This is a genomic window from Billgrantia desiderata (assembly GCF_900108215.1).
GTDB classification, from domain to species: domain Bacteria; phylum Pseudomonadota; class Gammaproteobacteria; order Pseudomonadales; family Halomonadaceae; genus Halomonas; species Halomonas desiderata.
Map to the genome: position 1 here is coordinate 1 of NZ_FNVC01000007.1, position 16448 is coordinate 16448.

Here is a 16448-nt window from a genome sequence, read left to right on the forward strand (position 1 = left end):
CACGTGCTGGCTGCCGCCACCACCACCGGCAAGAACGTGCTGCCGCGGGTTGCCGCGCTGAAGGACGTCAGCCAGCTCTCCGAGATCGTCGAAGTGGTCGACGCCGACACCTTCAAGCGTCCGATCTACGCCGGCAACGCCATCGCCACGGTGCAGAGCGCCGACAGCCTCAAGGTGATCACCGTGCGCAGCACCGGCTTCGATGCCGTGGGCGAAGGGAATAGTGCCGCCATCGAGAGCGTCGACACGGTGGTGGAGAACCGTCAGTCCGCCTTCGTCAAGCAGGAGCTGGCCCAGAGCGACCGTCCCGAACTGGCAGCGGCCAAGGTGGTCATCTCCGGCGGACGCGGCATGGGCAGCGGCGAGAACTTCAAGCTGCTCGACGGTATCGCCGACAAGCTGGGTGCCGCCATCGGGGCCTCGCGGGCGGCGGTGGACGCCGGCTTCGTGCCCAACGACATGCAGGTGGGCCAGACCGGCAAGATCGTCGCGCCGGAGCTCTACATCGCCGTGGGTATTTCCGGTGCCATTCAGCACCTGGCCGGCATGAAGGACTCCAAGGTGATCGTGGCGATCAACAAGGACGAAGAGGCGCCGATCTTCCAGGTGGCGGATTACGGCCTGGTGGGCGACCTGTTCGAGATCCTGCCGGAGCTCGAGAGCAAGCTCTAAGCCCCGTCAGTGAAGGTGAAAAGCCGGCCATGTGCCGGCTTTTTGCGTTGCGGCTCGATCAGGATTGTCTATAGGGAAATCTGTGCCTTGGCTATTAGCGTAAATGCTCACTCTTTGCCATGCTTGGTGGATGCAGTCATGGGGATATCCCGGAATCCGCTGCTTTCATGGAGGAGTAAACATGCCGCATACACTGCCTGACCTTCCCTACGCCTACGATGCGCTGGAACCCCACATCGACGCGCTGACGATGGAGATTCACCACTCGCGCCACCACCAGACCTACGTCAACAACCTGAATGCCGCTCTGGAGGGAACGGGCCTGGAAGACATGCCGGTCGATGAGCTGCTCGCCAATCTCGATCGCGTGCCGGCCGACAAGCGCCAGGCGGTGATCAACAACGGCGGTGGGCACTCCAACCACACCATGTTCTGGCAGATGATGTCGCCCAACGGAGGCGGCAAGCCTCAAGGCAAGGTGGCCGAGGCCATCGACAGCGAACTGGGCGGTTTCGATGCCTTCAAGGACGCCTTCACCAAAGCGGCTCTGGGGCGCTTCGGCAGCGGCTGGGCCTGGCTCAGCGTAACGCCGGAGAAGAAACTGGTAGTGGAGAACACTCTCAACCAGGACAGCCCCATTTCCAACGGCAACACTCCAGTGCTGGGCCTGGACGTGTGGGAACACGCCTACTACCTGAAGTTTCAGAACAAGCGTCCTGACTACATCGCCGAGTTCTTCAACGTGATCAATTGGGAAGACGTGGAGCGTCGCTATCAGCGTGCCGCTTCTTGATCCCAGGTTCGCTTCGCAAGACCAGCGCCGCAGCCCCAGGCTGCGGCGTTTTCGTTGGTCGGTTGTTAGGCGGCCACGGTTCGTCCCGCCGTATGTCGCTTGGCAGACGTTCGCGATTTCACTCAGTGTGCCACGGCGATGCGGTGGCTGCCGCTGGGATGGGGCATGACCTGCATCGGCAGGCCGTAGATGGCTTCCAGAGTGGAGCCGGTCATGATGCGCTCGGGAGAGCCGTGGGCCAGCACCCGACCGCTGTGCAGGGCGAGCAGCTCGTCGCAGTAGCGCGAGGCCATGTTGATGTCGTGCAACACGATGATCACGCACAGCCTGAGCTCGTCGCACAGTTTACGAATCAGGCTCAGCACTTCCATTTGATGAGCGATGTCCAGGGCCGCCAGTGGCTCGTCGAGCAGCAGGAAACGGCTTTCTTGTGCCAGCAGCATGGCCAGCCAGACGCGCTGGCGTTCGCCGCCGGAGAGGGTGTCCACCAGGCGGTCGGCAAAGGCCTCGGTGTGGCTGAGTTCGATGGCTCGCTCGATGGCGGCCTTGTCCTTGGGCGTTTGGCGCCCCAGCAGGCCATGCCAGGGATAGCGGCCGAAGCCGATCAGCTCGCGGCCAATCAGGTTTTCTGCGCTGGGTAGATGCTGGGGCAGGTAGGCCACGCGACGGGCAAACTCACGTTGCCCCCAGTCCTCGAGTGGCTTTCCGTCGAGCAGGATTTTGCCCCGACTGGCAGGCTGCTGCTGGGCGAGCAGCTTGATCAAGGTCGACTTGCCCGAGCCGTTGTGGCCGATCAAACCGTAGACCTTGCCCTCCGAGAAGGCGTGGCTGGCTGGCTGGAGCAGGCGCTTGCCGTTGACCTCGAAGCAAGCTTCCTTGACCTCTAGCATGTTGGATTCCTTGCACGAAGAATCGACTACCACCCCAGCCAACTGCGAAGGCGTTGGCCCGGCGATGAGGCGCGGCTGACAGCGGTACGGTTGGCGGTTCCCGAAAGCTGGACCGTGGCTTCCTTGAGCGGTGCCATGATGGCTTCGAGATGGTGCTGACAGAGCTGGCGGTCAAGGGCGGCAGGGCACTGGGCCATCAGCAAGCCGCAGTGATAGACCGCAGTATCCAGCGGCTGGCGGACCTCCTTGAAAGGTGCTGCCTCCCTGCGGCAGCGCTGCAGTTCGCTGAGGAGCATGCGCAGCATCTGGGCATCCAGCCAGCAGGGCGTGTCATCCCGCTTCGGTGAGGTGGCCACCGAGTTGTGCACGGCCTGGAAGGAGACGTGCAGGAAGACGCAGGTGTAGTAGAGCTGGGAGCGTTCCGCAGTCATGGGGCACCATAAAAAATCTCAATGAGATTGATTTGCATTTTGATCGATGAGCAGCGCCATGTCAAACTCAGGCCGCCAGTCAATCCTGACCGTGTCTGGGCCCGCTCGTCAGCCACGAGCGGGCCGCAACGGCAGCCAACGGGGGCACAGGCAAGAAGCGTCAGATCGCCTGGACCCAGCGTGGCTCGGCTGTGGGGTGCCATTCGATGGGGCCATCGTCCTCCTGCAGGTCGAAGGCCTGGTGGCCGGCAACATGGTTGAGGATCGTTGCCGAGCGCCAGGCCATCAGCGACAGCTGAGGCTCCGCGATACCGTGACTGTGACGGCCGGCATTGACCGCATAGATGCGGTGCGTAGTAGGCCCGTCCCAGCTCGCTTCGAAGTGGGGGCCCAGCACCAGCTCGCCATGGGCATCGCGTTCCAGGCGCGGGGCCAGGTCGGCGAGACAGTCCGGCAGGTGGGAACAGAAGCCGGTGGCGAAAACGATGACATCTGCATTGAAGCGCTCCTTCCCGCCGGTGAGCCCATGCGTGGTGGTCAAGGTGAAGCCGAGGCCGCTGCGCTCCAGGGCGATGGCCTCGCGGTGAGGAAAGAGCCGTGCCCAGCGGGGCTCGCCGAGCACGTCGAACCGGTGGTAGAGCTCGCGGTAGAGCGTCTGCAGGGCGGCTGGGGTGATGCCATCGCTGGCCAGTTTCTGGGCTGCCACCTCACGCTCACGGATCTCGCGGGGAAGCGCGTGGAAGCTGCGCGTGTAGTCCGGCGTGAAGTACTCGTTGGTGAAGGCGGTTTCATCGAGGGGTTCGAAATTGCGTCGTCGTGAGATCCAGTGCAGCTCCCGCGGCTGGCCCCAATGGCCGCGCAGGGCATTGAGGAAGATGTCGGCGCCGCTCTGGCCACCGCCGACCACCACCACGCGGCGCTCGTTGAAGTCACGCCGGCTCCTGGCGATCTCGGCGGCGTGCAGGCAGTGGGGCCCACGCAGCGCCTCGGCAAAGTCCGGCAGCCAGGGGCGCTTGCCGGTACCCAGGCAGAGATGGCGGGCACGGTAGTCGTCGGCATCGGTGCGCAGCCGAAAGCCGCGCGCATCGAGCCGCACCTCGCGTACCTCCTCGCCGAGCGCGACGTTGTCCAGGCGCCGGGCAGCCCAGCCCAGGTAGTCGGAAAATTCGGCGCGGCTGACGGTACCCAGCTCGGCGTTGAGGAAGCGGTAGAAGCGGTGGTGCTCGACCAGGTAGCGCAGGAAGGAGTGGCGGCTGTCCGGTGCCACGGCGGTGACCAGGTCCTTGAGAAAACCGGTCTGTAGATGGGTGTCGGGAAGCATCAGCCCAGGGTGCCAGGCCGGGTCGCGGCGGCGCTCGAAGAAGCGCGTGGCGAGCCGTGGCAGATGAGAGTCGGCCAGCGCGGCGATGCTCAGGTTGAAGGGGCCGGCGCCCAGGCCGGCCAGGTCGAGAACGTGGGAGTCAGACATGGGACACCTCCTGTGTCTTGGCGGCGCCGGCTGAATCGGCCGGCAGACGGACGAAGTGCAGCGGGTTGTCGACGCGCAGTTCCATCTCGGCGAGCATGCGTTCCGCAGCCGCGTCGGTGGCATGCAGGAACTTGGCGCGATTGAGCGTCAGGCGCAGGATGCGCGGGGCGAACAGTTCGAAGCGGGTGAAGCGTTCGGCCAACTCGGGATGTCGATTGCGGTAGGCGGCGAGCACGTCACCACACAGGCGATAGAAGCACGTCTCCGAAACCCCGCAGGCTGCGGCGTGAGGGGCAATGAAGCGTAAGGTAGTGACGAAATGCCCGGTCTGCAGGTCATGGATCAGCTTCTCCGGAGGCAGGCGCACCGTGACGCTCTTGAGCTCGGCGGGCAGGTCGTGGGCCTCGGGGAACTCCTCGTCGACCAGCCGCAGGTCGCCTTGAAAGTCCTTGAGGGCCAGGCGGTGGGGCCAGCCGTCACGCAGGACCAGGGTCAGATTCTGGCCGTGGGCGATCAGTGACACGCCGTAGCGGCACATCAGGTGCCACAGCGGCACCAGGGTGACCTCGAACATCCGAGTGAGCCAGGCCTGTGCAGCCTGAGGGGCGTGAGCACCGGCAGCCGTCAGGTAGGCGGCGAGCCAGGGGCGCCCCTGCTCGTCGACCTGCATCAGCTCGGCCATCAGCAGCGCCTGCTCGTTGGCTGCCAGTCGTGGTGCCAGTGACTCGCGCCAGATCACCCCGAATAGCTCGCGGTAGCGATAGGGCGATTGCGGCAGACGGGCATACTGCCCATGAGGCAGCACGGCCCCTGCGGGCTCGGCGAGGATCTCCAGATTCACGCGGGCGAATTCCTCGTCGTCGTGTGCCCGGGCCTTCAGCCAGGCCGAGGCGGCGGGGCCGGCGAGCAGAAAGCGGCCGGTAATGCCGCGATAGCAGGAGGTGTTCATGATGGTCAGCGGCAGTTTGATGTCGTAGGCCGCTGGCCGGCTGACGTTGGTCAGGGTGCGCAGCGATTGCTGAGGCACGTAGCTGTCGCCGAATTCGCCAAGGTAGACCAGGCGACGGTGGGCGATGTCGGCGGTGTGCAGGGGGCCGAGCCACTGCTGCCACTGCCAGGGGTGAACCGGCAGCAGCCGATAGCTGGCAGGGTCGGTCACCCGCTGGGCGAGGGCCTGGTACAGCCGGGCCTTCTCCGACTCGTCCAGCGCCGAGTCGAGCAGGGGAGCGGCGTCGATGGGGCCGCCACCGCACTCCAGGGCATCGGCGGCGATGGCCACCCAGGCGAGGCGGAAGGCGCTGCCATGCTCCGGGGCGTAGCGTGCCAGGGCCTCCAATCCCCAGCCGCGGCGGCCCTTGTTGAAGAGAAACTTGGGATGGCCGTCGAGCAGGCGTTGACGTTGCGGCTCGGGCAGCAGAATGGCTGCATCGGCGCTCAGTCCGCGGCGGGCTTCGCGCAGCCGGCAGTCGGCGCGAAGGGTGGCGAACAGGTCCTCCAGATGCTCGGCGACCTGGGCGTCATTCATGCCGAGCAGCGGCGCCAGAGCGAGGAGAAAATCGGCGGCTTCCAGGGGGACGCCGGCGGGGGGCTCCAGGCTGGCGGGGTCGACTTGGGGGTGTCGCCACAGATTGGGGCTGGCCTGAAAGCGCCAGACCCCGCTCTCGCCCAGGTCGAGCCGCTGGCGGTCGCCGTCGTAGGTCAGCACGATGACCTGTTCATAAGCCAGCTCACCGATCATCTTGGCGATCAGCTCGCGATTGACCGTTTCCCAGTGCGGCGTCAGACAGGTATCGAGCGACTCCATCACAGCATCTCCCGGAAGAAGCGTTCACGCTGACCCATCACCAGGCTGGCTCGCTTGTGGGGGAAGTCGAAGTCGCGCAGCCGTGTCAGGCCCAGGCGCTCGAGGTGGCGGAACAGGCGGTGGTTATCGTGGCGTGGTTCCAGCACCAGGCGGCGGGTGCGCGGCTCGGCGAGGTAGGCGTAGTGGGACAGCCCACCCAGCCAGGCATCGACGAAACGGGCCCCGCGAACGTCCTCTTCGCCTACCAGCAGGTGCAGACCGCGGTCGAAGGAGGCCCAGGGGTAATAGGGGGCGAGTCGGTCCTCGGCGGCCCAGTAGAGCTCGAAATAGCCGAAGGGGCGGCCGTCGAACTCGCCGATCAGCGGCAGAGTGTGCGGGTCGGCGAGTCGCTGCACGATGAAGTCGGCGAGTTCGCTGGCGGGCCATGCCTGCTCCCAGAACTCTGCGACCCGCGGCAGGTGCATCCACTGCACGAAGCGCTCGAGGTCGCGATCGAGCTCGATCAGGCGCAGCGAGAAGATGCGCCCGAGGCGTGGATCGGCGCGCCGATAGACGAGGCCGCTGGGCTTGGCGGGACGCCTGGGATGGCCGTTACCGCTCTCGAAGGGGGTCTGTTCAGGGCGGGTGGGGGGATGCCTCAGCCAATCCCAGGGTTGTTGATAGAAATCGCTGCGCAGCACGCGGCCACCGCCGAGTGCCTCGACCAGCCGGGGCCAGTCGGCATGCTCCTGCCAGGCGGCCGGCTCGAGGATCAGCAGTGCCAGCTCGGGATGGTGAGCGAAGACGGCATCGATGCGCTCGATCAGCGATTCCGTCGTCGCATCGCGCACCAGACGGGCGGCTGCGTCCTGCAGCGGGACGATGTCGGTACGTGGCGGGGTGTCCAGAGTGATGCTCATGCCGGGACTCCTTGGTGGCGAGCGGTGGCGGTAGTGGCCGCCAGGGGGTTGTCCAGCGGCAGATAGAGGCGCGCCGGCTCGGCGAGGGTGGCCTCGTTGATGCCGCTCAGGTAGCAGAAGAAGTTGCCTTTGACCTCCAGTCGGGCGGCATGCAGGGCGTGGTCCAGGCAGTCGAGATCGCCATCGAGCTGTGTGCGCAGTCCTTCGAGATGGACGCTCAGATCGCGTAGCAGGAGGGCTTCGTCGACCAGGCCGTCGGCCGCCAGGGCGCTGATGACGGCAAAGGTGGAGTTGATCAGCAGGTAATAGAGGAAGTAGCGCCGCAGGGTAGCCTGTGGCCAGTGGTTCTCCGGCGGCGCGAGTTGCGGGTGCCGTTCGAGGAAGCGGTCGCCCACGCCGCTGCCCTGGCAGTCGCGGTAGAACATGCCCACCGGCCAGCCATCGTCGAGCCGTAGCACGATGTTCTGCTGATGGGCCAGCAGCACGATACCGTCCTCCACGGCGAGGCCGAACAGGGGTGTCAGCACGCGTTCGCAAAAGGCACCGAACCAGCCGCGTGCGACCTGAGGCAGCGGCTCGCCCAGCGCCTGGGCCTTGGCACGCAGGCGCGCTGCGAGCAGCGTCTGGCGGCCGGGGCCGAGCGGCTGCTGCGTCAGGGTGGCCAGCACCACTGTCTCGGTTTCCGCCGCCCCGAGCAGCAGGTTCTCGCGCAGTACCACCAGGCTGGCGGGGTCGACGTCACCCTTGGCATCGAGCCAGCCCAGCCAGGCCGGTTCCTGCATCACGGCGAAACCGGGAAAGCGCCGGGCCACGTCGAGCTCGCGCATCCAGCGGTCCAGATGCAGGCCGCGTCGGACCTCCTTGAGGCTGAGCAGGCGCAGCGAGTTGGTCAGGCGCGCCGACAGCGAGCCCTTGACCATCCAGGGGGCTCGGGGCGCGTAGAGTGAGCGGTGCGACGAGGTCGGCAGCCACTCCGCGGCGCTGTTGCCAAGCCACACCAGTTGACCACGTCGCTCCTGTGCCTGGACCCAGGCTTGGCGGCGCAGCTGCAGTGCCTGCCAGGGATGCATGGGCAGGGCGCTGAAGCAGGGCGGCAGGCGGGTGGCCAGGTTCGCTGGCAGCAGCTCGAGGGCGAGGTTGGCAGCGGTGATGTCGCGGCTGGAGTCGCCGGCTGCGAGCGGTGGAGCCACCGCCCACCAGGCGAGACCGAAGCGGGCGCGGTGCTCGGGGCAGAAAGCGCGTGCCTCGGCCTCGCTGAACGGGGCCCGGGACTTGGGGGCGGGGTGGAAGGCGTGACCGGCCAGCAGGCCCTGCTCCGCCTCGGCGAAGGTCAGCGGGCCGTTTTGCAGATGAGCGAGATCGTCCCTGTCATCGAGGCTGGCCCGGGTATTGGCCCGACTCTCCAGTACCCGCTCGCGGAAGGTGTGACGGGCGGTGGCGTCGAGCGGTCCCACCAGGGCCGGTGTTGCCAGAATGTGCTCCAGGGCGGTGGCGAAATCGACCGCCTGGGAGGCACCCGCCTTGCACCACAGAATGGGCCACTGGAAGCGGCATTCGCCGCTGGCACTGCGGTGCCGTAGTCGCAGTTGCAGCTCGCCTTCGGTGATGGGCAGACGCGCCACTTCTCCGTGACCGGTGGTATCGAGCCGCCAGGCGCGGGTCTCGCGCAGCAGGGCATTGAAGAAGCAGCTCGCGGCTGGGTCGACCTCGTTCAGGGGAGCGGCATCGGTAGTAGTCGCCATGGGAACCTCCGTGTTGATAAAAATAAGACTAATGAGAAGCATTTGATTCTTTGTGTCGTGTCGTGGCTCCTTGCGGCCCGCATGTTGGGCCTGAGTCAGTCGTGGGTGGGCGTGATCCGCGAGGTCGCCGGCATGATCCGGAAGTGGTTCCTGGTCATGGGAACGAACAGCAGGAGGACGCAGGCGGCGGCGAGCGACAGTGGCAACAGGTGAGCGGCGGCGGCCAGACTGACCGTCAGTGTCGCGGCGCCGTAGCCCAGGGTATGGGCCATGGCCAGCAAGCCGGCGCTGGCACCCGGGGAGCGCTGACGCGTAGCGGCGTCGGTATATCCGGGCACGGCCAGGGCGGCACCGACGCTGGCGATCATGATGCCCAGGCCGAAGCTGGCCGGGCCGATGGCCATCGTCAGCACTCCGTAACCGGTTACCAGCCCCAGCGCCCCCAGGGCCAGCAGGGCATAACCGGACAGCCGACGGTGACGAGTGATACCCAACTGGATGGTCAGGGCACCCAGTGCACCGAGCGACAGCAGGATCCCCATCAGGTGGCCGGCCCGGGTGGCGTCGATGTCGAGCCTGCCCTGCAGGGCACCGGGAAGGCCCAACTGCATTAGCGATGCTGACATCGCCAGCAGCAGTGCAATGGCCAGGCAGGGCAGCAGATCAAGGGGGGCCGCGTGGCAGTCGAGCGGCTCGACTGGCGGCAGACGGGAGCTGGGGAGTCGGGGCCGGTATCCCCCGGAGCAGCAGCAGGGCCAGCATGCCGCACAGCAGCATCACCACGAAGGGCGCATGGGCGGAAAGGCTCAAGCTGGCGGCGGCAATCAGCGGCCCAAGCAGGCGACCGCTGCTGAGTCCGGCGCTGATGGCGGCCAGTGCCTTGACCCGCTCCTCGCCGTCATGCAAGGCCAGCGACCACTGCTGGCAGGCCGGCACCATGCCCGAGACCGTCAGGCCGTACAGCACCCGTGCTGCCGCCACCAGGGCCAGCAGCGCGCCGTCGCCCAGCCAGCCGTGGGCCGCCGTCCACAGAGCGAAGCCGATCAGGGCGAAGCTGGTTACGTAGCCCAGCAGAGCCTGGATCACCACGCCGCGTGCCCCGTGACGATCGGCGATCCGCCCCCAGAAGGGACTGCCCAGCAGGAACAGCATCGAACCCAGCAGGATCAGACCGGCCCACTGCGACAGTGGCAGGCCGAAGCGCTCCACCAGCACCGGCAGCGCGACCAGCAGGCCGTTCTGGCCGAGGCCGAGCAATGCCGCACAGGCACTGATTCGCCACAGGGGAGGGAAGCGCATGATCGGCTCCTTGGTAAATACAATTGAGAATTGTTATTAGTTAAGCAAGTGCCGTCAAGCGCGACAATGTATCGGCTTGTGAAGAGAGCTGGTTTGCGGGCAGGAAAAAGCCCACTGCGAGAGTGGGCTTGAGCGGGCGAGCGGCATCGCAATGAAGACGGGTCAGTAGTCCATCGACCAGGTCAGGCTGTAGGTGCGCCCGCGGCCCTGGTAGTCGTAGAGGTATTCCGGGCCATAGTAGGGCGAGTAGAACATCGCCGCGCGCTGGCCCCACACCGTGGAGTAGCTCTCGTCCAGCAGGTTCTGCACGCCGAGGCTGAACTTGCCGAAGTCGGTCTGTCGGCTGAGCGCCAGATCCAGGGTGGTGTTGCCGTCGATCTTGCGCTCGGCCTCATCTTCCAGATCGAAGGTGTGGTTGGCCTGCAGGCGGGCCGAATGGACGTGGTCTCGCCAGCCGACGAAGGCGGTCGCCGAGGAGAGCGAGGCGTAGCGGGCATCGCGCTTCTCCCATCCGCCCTCGTCGTTCTCCTGCTCCGAGCGCACCAGGTGCAGGGTGCCGCCGACTTCGAGGCCATCCGAGAAGTAGCGGGTCAGGGCACCTTCGATGCCATAGTCGCGCTTCCTGTCGTCGACCACGTCGACGCTCAGGTCGCCGCTGTTGATTTCCAGTGCCTTGTCGGACCAGGCGTAGTAGACCGCCGCCTGGGCCACCCAGTCGCCGCCCTGGTAACGCCAGCCGAGTTCGACCTGGTCGGTCTCGATGGCGGAGAGCGGGTTGGCGCCGACGCTGATGCCGGGACGGCCGTAATACTTGGCCGGATCGGGAAGTTCGAATCCCTGGCTGTAGCGCAGCCAGCTCTGGTGGCCGTTACCGAAGTCGTGGAGCGCGCTGGCGTTGAGCAGGGTGGCGTCGTAGTCGTTCTCGCCGCCGGGAATGCCGTTGAAGTCGTCGACCTCTACGTCGGAGTGCTGGCGCCTGACACCGGCCGATAGCTTGAGAGCATCGGTCGCCTGCCAGTCGACCTGGGCGAAGGCGGCGAGAGTGTCGACCCGGTAGCCGGGATAGCGTGGTGCGATGCTGGCCTGTTCCTGTACCAGCCCGCCGGTGGCGTCGGATACGGCCTTGTCGAAGGTCATCTGGCTGGCGTCGAAGCTCTCGCGATCGGCATCCAGGCCGTAGATGAGACCGATCCGTTCGTTCAGTCGTGCATCGAACAGCGCCTTGAGGCCGCTGAGCTCGGTGTTCTGCTGGGAGGCGCGGAACTCGGAGCCACCCGCGACCGGGTAGGGGAAGGCCTGGAAGCTGGCTTCCTCCTCGCGATGGAAAGCCTGCAGATAGAAGTTCTGTCCCAGCAGGTCGGCGTGATGGTACTGCAGGTTTACCATCTTGCGATCGGTGGCCGGGTCGCGGTCGGAACGATAGCCGTCACGGATCTCGGCGTCCGCCAGACTGGGGCTGGCGGCGTCCAGATGGGGAAAGTAGACCCCACGATCCCCCTCGTAGCCCGAGCGGTAGAGCTGGGCAGCGAGTTCCAGGGTTTGAGCGTCATTCAGTTGGAAGGTGAGGTTGCCCAGCACGTCGATGCTGCGGTTGTCCTGCAGGTCGGTCTGAGCGAGATCGGGGAAGATCTCGTTGCCGCGACCGTCGAACTGGCGGCCATTGTCCTGGAAGGCGGTGCCGAGATAGGCCTGCACCCGTTCGTTGCCACCGCTGACCGACTGAGCGATCCGCTTGTCGAGATCGCTGCTGCGATTGAAGCCGGTGGTGACCCCGACCTCGGTGCGCCAATCCGGCCCTCCGGCCCGACCCTTGCGGGTGATGATGTTGACGATGCCGCCGGTGGCGCCGCCGCCATAGAGACTGCTGGCTCCGGAGAGCACCTCGACGCGTTCGATGTTGAAGGGGTCGATGGCGTCGAATTGACGAGACAGGCCCCTAGAACTGTTCATCGACACGCCGTCGATCAATACCTGCACGCTGCGGCCGCGCAGGTTCTGGCCATAGTTGGTGCGCCCCTCGGGAGCCATGTCGAGGCTGGGCACGAGCCTGCCCAGAGCGGTCTTGAGATCGGCGCCGGCTTCGATCTGCTGCTGCAGCTCCTCCTTTTCGATTATCCACACCGCGCCGGGTATCTGGCTGATCTGAGTGGGAGTGCGAGATCCCACTACCACCATGGTGTCCTGGTGTTCTTGGGCGTGAACGGTCATGGCCGCCGAGCCGGCAACCACGGTGAAACCGAGGGCTATGCGCTTCTTCATGGGATTCCCTTGCCTGGAAGACTCGAGTAGTGGTGCTGTTGGATGGGAAAGAGTATCATTAACAAAAAAGATATCAATGATAATTGTTAGCGTTTGTTGATGGCCGATGAATCGATGAGCCAAAGATGAGCCACAAGGAGCCGCATGGCTGACGACAGGATGCCGCCGGGTACGGCAAGGGCCGCGGGAGAGGCGGAAATGACGGGGCGCACGATGCGCGGTGGTATGCCGGCGCTGACCTGCTGGTTGCTGAGCCTGCCGCTGGTGGTGCTGTTCTGGCTGGGGCTGGAGGCCCAGGGCGGTATGGCGCTGGGCTTCCAGGCGCTGTGGTCGCCTTCGTTCGAGGATATCGACCAACTGCTGTTGCACTACGCCTGGTGGCCGCGACTCTCGGTTGCACTGCTGGCCGGCGGTGGGTTGGCGCTGGCCGGGGTCCTGATGCAGCAAGTGCTGCGCAACCCGCTGGCATCGCCCACTACGCTGGGCGTGGCTTCCGGGGCCAATCTGGCGCTGATGATGGCCACCCTGATGGCACCTGGGCTGCTGACCATTGGCCGCGAATGGGTGGCGCTGGCCGGCGGTGGACTGGCGGTGGGCCTGGTATTCATGCTGGCCTGGCGGCGGGGCTTGGCACCGATCGTGGTGGTGCTGGCAGGGCTGGTGGTGAACCTCTACCTGGGCGCACTGGCCACGGCATTGCTGTTGTTCAATCACGAGGCGCTGTCAGGGCTACTGATCTGGGGCGCCGGCTCACTGGCCCAGAACGGTTGGGACGGCGTGGCGATACTCTGGCCGCGGCTGGCCATCGCCGCCGTGGCGGCCTGGTTGTTGCTGCGCCCCCTGGCGGTGCTGGAGCTGGACGATGCCAGCGCCAGGAGCCTGGGGGTGTCGCTTACCTATCTGCGCTTCGCTGGCATGGGGTTGGCGGTGTTCATCACCGGCAGCATCGTCAGTGTGGTGGGGGTCATCGGCTTCATCGGTCTGGTAGCGCCCAATATCGTGCGCCTGGCCGGGGCGCGGCGTCTCGGCGAGCGGCTGCTGTGGGGCACGCTGCTGGGGGCGGTGCTGCTGGCCACTACCGATCTGCTGCTGCAGAGCCTTGCCGGCACGTTGCCGATGCTGATTCCCACCGGCGCGGTGACCGGCGCGCTGGGGGCGCCGCTGCTGCTGTGGTTGATCACGCGTCTGAAGCTGCAGGGTAACCGGGCGCCACAACCGCCGGCCGTGCTGGCCAGCCGACATCCCGCACCCGGGCGTCTGGCCTCTCGCCTGGCCACCGGTCTACTGTTGGCTGCCGCCCTGGGCCTGCTGCTGGGACAGGGGGTGAATGGCTGGTACTGGCTGTCGCCGGATCACTGGGGCGTGATGCAGTGGCGCATGCCCCGGGTGCTGGCGGCGGCAGCCAGCGGCTTGATGCTGGCGGTGGCCGGTACGCTTCTGCAGCGGCTCTCCGCCAATCCCATGGCCAGCCCCGAGGTGCTGGGCATCAGCGGCGGCTGTGCGATTGCCCTGATCCTGGGGATCTTCCTGCTGCCGGCGCCGACCAGCGGTGTGCTGGTCGGCATCGGCACCCTGGGGGCATTTGCCACGCTGCTGATTCTGGTGGCGCTCAATCGTCGCAGCGGCTTCCTGCCCGAGCGCCTGCTGCTCACCGGGGTGGCGGTAACGGCGCTGTTCGATGCCGTGCGCAGCGTGATGCTGGCAGGTGGAGATCCGCGCGGGCAGCAGGTGCTCGCCTGGCTGGCGGGGTCCACCTACTACGTCGATCTCACCGGCGCCCTGGTGGTGGGAATCCTGGCCGTGCTGCTGGCGTTGTGCACTCTGCCGCTGACCCGCTGGCTGGACATCCTGCCCCTGGGGGCACCCACGACTCAGGCATTGGGCATTGCTCTCAATCGCGCTCGCTTGGTGTTGCTGCTGCTGGTGGCCCTGCTGACCGCCTGCGCCACCCTGGTGGTGGGGCCGCTCTCTTTCGTCGGGTTGCTGGCGCCGCACATGGCCAGGCTGCTGGGGCTGTCCCGGGCGCGCCAGCATCTGCTGGGGGCGGCACTGGTAGGCATGCTGCTGATGGTGCTGGCCGACTGGGTGGGCCGTCAGATCATTTTCCCTTATGAAATTCCCGCCGGGCTGGTTGCCTCGCTGATCGGCGGCGCCTACTTCATGTGGGGGTTGCGGAGGCTGTGAGGGGTATCGATGCCCAGTGGATAGGGGATGGTTACAGGAGATACGCATGACGCACGTAGTCGAGCTCGTCACTCGCCAGGCGGATCCGGTCGAGGCGCTACTGGCGCTCTATCGTCAGCCGCCCCTGGATAGTCTCAAGGCCCCGGGGTTCGGTCCGCCGGTGGTGGCCACGCTGCCTGGCAGTGCGTTGCTCGATCGGGCAACACTCGATGAGCTGATGGCACGCTATACGGCCAGTTTCGGTGAGGGGGCAGATCGTATGGCAGCAGCGTCGGTCTGGTCGAAGTATCTCTTCAGCCTGGTCTCGATACCGGCCCTGGTGGCCAATCTGCTGTTGGGGCGGGAGCTGCCGGTGAGTCCGGAACAACTGCGCGTCGAGCTAGGCGACCGGGGCGAGGCAACTCGCCTGTGGCTGCGTGATGGCGGCGCTTCCCTGACGTCACTTTGCTTCGAGACCCGCTTCGCGACGCTGTTCGATGATTTTTGTACGCCTTTGATCGAGATGCTGGCCGAGCGCTCGGGGCTTTCGCCCAAGGTGTTCTGGAGCAACCTGGGCCACTACGTGGAATACGTGGGGCAGCTGTGCTCACGACATCCATTCTTCACCGCGGCCGGAGAGCCGCTGCTGCGCTATCTCGACACCAAGACGTTTCCTGGCGGGCGGCGCAACCCGCTCTTCCAGCCGGTGCGCTACCTCGAGCTGAGCGGTGAAGCGCCGGCTCGGGTGCGGCGGTTGTGTTGCGTCAAGTATCGCCTGCCAGGCGAGCCGCTGTGCGGTGGCTGCCCGTTGAAGCCCGAGCACCGCCCCAACAAGCGGCTGCGGTGAGCATCGGGTGCGTCGGGTGCCTTTCGGGATAGCATCTAGGAATCGGCGAGCGCGCCAGCGAGCAGCTCGGCGAAGCGTTGCGCCGAGGGCAGGGCGCCAAAGCTCCAGACCGGCGGCAGCGTGATCATGCTGCCGTCACGCACGCTGGGATGTCGTTGCCAGAGCGCGCTGGTGGCGAGCTTCTCTTCGATGCCGACGGGGTAGGGCTCCACCACCACCAGGCGGGCGTCCAAGCCGAGCAGCGCCTCCAGCCCGACTAGCGAAAAGCCCCAGTGGTTGGTCTCGCCCTGCCAGGCGTTCTCCAGGCCCAGGCGGTCCAGCACGGCCTGGAACAGACCGTGCTCACCGAAGACCCGTACATGCCGTTCGTCCATGAACTGAACGACCAGCAAAGGTGGCATTTCTTCCGGCAGCGCCCGGCGTAGCGTCTCGAAGCGCGCCTCGGTGGCGGCAATCGACGCTTCGGCTTCATCCTGGCGACCGTAAGCGGCGCCAAGCTCGCGAGTGAGGTGGAGAATCTGACTCCAGGTAGCGCCCTGAGGTGTGTAAATCGCCCATGTATCGACCGGGCCGATCCTCTCGAGTCGAGGCGCCAGGTAGCCGAACATCGGGGAGATGAGAATGTGCGCGGGGTCGAGCTGAGCCAGCAGTTCGACATTGGGCTGTGCGCGAAGCCCGATATCCATGACGCTTCCCGGTAGTCGAGGCTCGCCGACCCAACTGTGGTAGTCGCTTACCTGAGCGACTCCGTCGGGTGGCATGTCCAGGGCGACCAGCGTTTCGGCCAGAGTCCAGTCGAGAGCGACAAGGCCTGCGTTGGCACCGGCTACCGCGGCGGCGGTATCGTCATGGGGCTGGGCACAGGCCAGTGCCGGCAGGGTCGAGCCGAGCATTGCCGACGCCAACCAGGCAATATGCGTCTTGAGGTTCATGCAAAGCCATTCCTTTGCTTGGTGTTGGGCTGTCGCGTCGCCTGTGGAAAGCGATTGAAAATCGTTATTAAAAACCATTCGCGCGCATTCGTCTTCCACCGAGTAGTGATCTGCAGGGAAAGAGGTGCTCGCAATAATATTGATAACTGTTATCATTTGTGGCATCGTCATGCGCTTTGCTGGAAGCGTCTGAGCGTTTTTGATGCAGTATCAGCGCTTCTTCGTGACACGCCGTTCAGCCGGGAGTTA

The 16448-nt window shown here is 65.8% G+C and carries 14 protein-coding genes; 4 read left to right on the forward strand and 10 right to left on the reverse strand.

The window, feature by feature from the left end; translation table 11 throughout:
- On the forward strand, window positions 1–672 hold a 672-nt coding region (locus tag C4S71_RS08430), incomplete at its 5' end, for an FAD-binding protein (protein WP_103968850.1).
- Window positions 673–853: 181 nt separating this feature from the next.
- Window positions 854–1465 (forward strand): superoxide dismutase, encoded by a 612-nt coding sequence (locus C4S71_RS08435; RefSeq protein ID WP_086510235.1) that lies wholly within the window; start codon window positions 854–856, stop codon window positions 1463–1465.
- 122 nt (window positions 1466–1587) lie between these two features.
- Here C4S71_RS08435 and C4S71_RS08440 read toward each other — a convergent pair whose 3' ends face one another.
- The 9 genes from C4S71_RS08440 to C4S71_RS08480 all read right to left on the reverse strand — a co-directional run bounded on the left by C4S71_RS08440 (window position 1588) and on the right by C4S71_RS08480 (window position 12257).
- Window positions 1588–2355 (reverse strand): ATP-binding cassette domain-containing protein, encoded by a 768-nt coding sequence (locus tag C4S71_RS08440; RefSeq protein WP_103968851.1) that lies wholly within the window; start codon window positions 2353–2355, stop codon window positions 1588–1590.
- A 26-nt stretch (window positions 2356–2381) separates the two neighbouring features.
- Window positions 2382–2786 carry a hypothetical protein gene (locus tag C4S71_RS08445; RefSeq protein ID WP_086510237.1) on the reverse strand — a complete coding sequence of 135 codons (405 nt, stop codon included), beginning with the start codon at window positions 2784–2786 and terminating at the stop codon, window positions 2382–2384.
- 160 nt (window positions 2787–2946) lie between these two features.
- The gene (locus tag C4S71_RS08450; RefSeq protein WP_103968852.1) at window positions 2947–4254 is read right to left on the reverse strand and encodes a lysine N(6)-hydroxylase/L-ornithine N(5)-oxygenase family protein; all 1308 of its coding nucleotides are present in this window, start codon (window positions 4252–4254) and stop codon (window positions 2947–2949) included.
- Window positions 4247–6058 (reverse strand): IucA/IucC family protein, encoded by a 1812-nt coding sequence (locus C4S71_RS08455; RefSeq protein ID WP_200825261.1) that lies wholly within the window; start codon window positions 6056–6058, stop codon window positions 4247–4249. Before C4S71_RS08455 ends, C4S71_RS08450 begins: the two co-directional genes overlap by 8 nt.
- On the reverse strand, window positions 6058–6957 hold the full coding sequence (locus tag C4S71_RS08460) for a GNAT family N-acetyltransferase (RefSeq protein WP_086510239.1): 900 nt from the start codon (window positions 6955–6957) through the stop codon (window positions 6058–6060). The genes C4S71_RS08455 and C4S71_RS08460 overlap by 1 nt, the downstream gene beginning before the upstream one ends.
- Window positions 6954–8699 carry an IucA/IucC family protein gene (locus tag C4S71_RS08465; RefSeq protein WP_160113371.1) on the reverse strand — a complete coding sequence of 582 codons (1746 nt, stop codon included), beginning with the start codon at window positions 8697–8699 and terminating at the stop codon, window positions 6954–6956. Before C4S71_RS08465 ends, C4S71_RS08460 begins: the two co-directional genes overlap by 4 nt.
- A 95-nt stretch (window positions 8700–8794) precedes the next feature.
- The gene (locus tag C4S71_RS08470) at window positions 8795–9325 is read right to left on the reverse strand and encodes a hypothetical protein (protein WP_146064594.1); all 531 of its coding nucleotides are present in this window, start codon (window positions 9323–9325) and stop codon (window positions 8795–8797) included.
- A gap of 37 nt (window positions 9326–9362) precedes the next feature.
- Window positions 9363–9998: an MFS transporter gene (locus C4S71_RS08475; protein ID WP_103968854.1), complete on the reverse strand. Its 636-nt coding sequence runs from the start codon at window positions 9996–9998 to the stop codon at window positions 9363–9365.
- 162 nt (window positions 9999–10160) lie between these two features.
- On the reverse strand, window positions 10161–12257 hold the full coding sequence (locus tag C4S71_RS08480) for a TonB-dependent receptor (RefSeq protein ID WP_086510243.1): 2097 nt from the start codon (window positions 12255–12257) through the stop codon (window positions 10161–10163).
- A gap of 198 nt (window positions 12258–12455) precedes the next feature.
- Between C4S71_RS08480 and fhuB the strand changes: the two genes are divergently transcribed.
- Complete coding sequence (fhuB, locus tag C4S71_RS08485) at window positions 12456–14441, forward strand: Fe(3+)-hydroxamate ABC transporter permease FhuB (RefSeq protein WP_103968855.1); 1986 nt, start codon at window positions 12456–12458, stop codon at window positions 14439–14441.
- A 46-nt stretch (window positions 14442–14487) separates the two neighbouring features.
- Window positions 14488–15267, forward strand: coding sequence for a siderophore-iron reductase FhuF (gene fhuF / locus C4S71_RS08490; RefSeq protein ID WP_103968856.1), 780 nt, complete (start codon window positions 14488–14490; stop codon window positions 15265–15267).
- A gap of 35 nt (window positions 15268–15302) precedes the next feature.
- On the opposite strand, the gene C4S71_RS08495 is transcribed toward fhuF, so the two are convergent.
- Window positions 15303–16199, reverse strand: coding sequence for an ABC transporter substrate-binding protein (locus C4S71_RS08495; protein WP_234239185.1), 897 nt, complete (start codon window positions 16197–16199; stop codon window positions 15303–15305).
- Window positions 16200–16448: the final 249 nt, after the last annotated feature.

Coding starts and splice junctions, on each gene's coding strand:
- C4S71_RS08495 (WP_234239185.1), bottom strand. CDS start 16,199: ATGAACCTCAAGACGCATATTGCCTGGTTGGCGTCGGCAATGCTCGGC.
- C4S71_RS08450 (WP_103968852.1), bottom strand. CDS start 4,254: ATGTCTGACTCCCACGTTCTCGACCTGGCCGGCCTGGGCGCCGGCCCC.
- C4S71_RS08460 (WP_086510239.1), bottom strand. CDS start 6,957: ATGAGCATCACTCTGGACACCCCGCCACGTACCGACATCGTCCCGCTG.
- C4S71_RS08480 (WP_086510243.1), bottom strand. CDS start 12,257: ATGAAGAAGCGCATAGCCCTCGGTTTCACCGTGGTTGCCGGCTCGGCG.
- C4S71_RS08475 (WP_103968854.1), bottom strand. CDS start 9,998: ATGCGCTTCCCTCCCCTGTGGCGAATCAGTGCCTGTGCGGCATTGCTC.
- C4S71_RS08435 (WP_086510235.1), top strand. CDS start 854: ATGCCGCATACACTGCCTGACCTTCCCTACGCCTACGATGCGCTGGAA.
- fhuB (WP_103968855.1), top strand. CDS start 12,456: ATGACGGGGCGCACGATGCGCGGTGGTATGCCGGCGCTGACCTGCTGG.
- C4S71_RS08440 (WP_103968851.1), bottom strand. CDS start 2,355: ATGCTAGAGGTCAAGGAAGCTTGCTTCGAGGTCAACGGCAAGCGCCTG.
- C4S71_RS08470 (WP_146064594.1), bottom strand. CDS start 9,325: ATGTCAGCATCGCTAATGCAGTTGGGCCTTCCCGGTGCCCTGCAGGGC.
- C4S71_RS08455 (WP_200825261.1), bottom strand. CDS start 6,058: ATGGAGTCGCTCGATACCTGTCTGACGCCGCACTGGGAAACGGTCAAT.
- C4S71_RS08465 (WP_160113371.1), bottom strand. CDS start 8,699: ATGGCGACTACTACCGATGCCGCTCCCCTGAACGAGGTCGACCCAGCC.
- fhuF (WP_103968856.1), top strand. CDS start 14,488: ATGACGCACGTAGTCGAGCTCGTCACTCGCCAGGCGGATCCGGTCGAG.
- C4S71_RS08445 (WP_086510237.1), bottom strand. CDS start 2,786: ATGACTGCGGAACGCTCCCAGCTCTACTACACCTGCGTCTTCCTGCAC.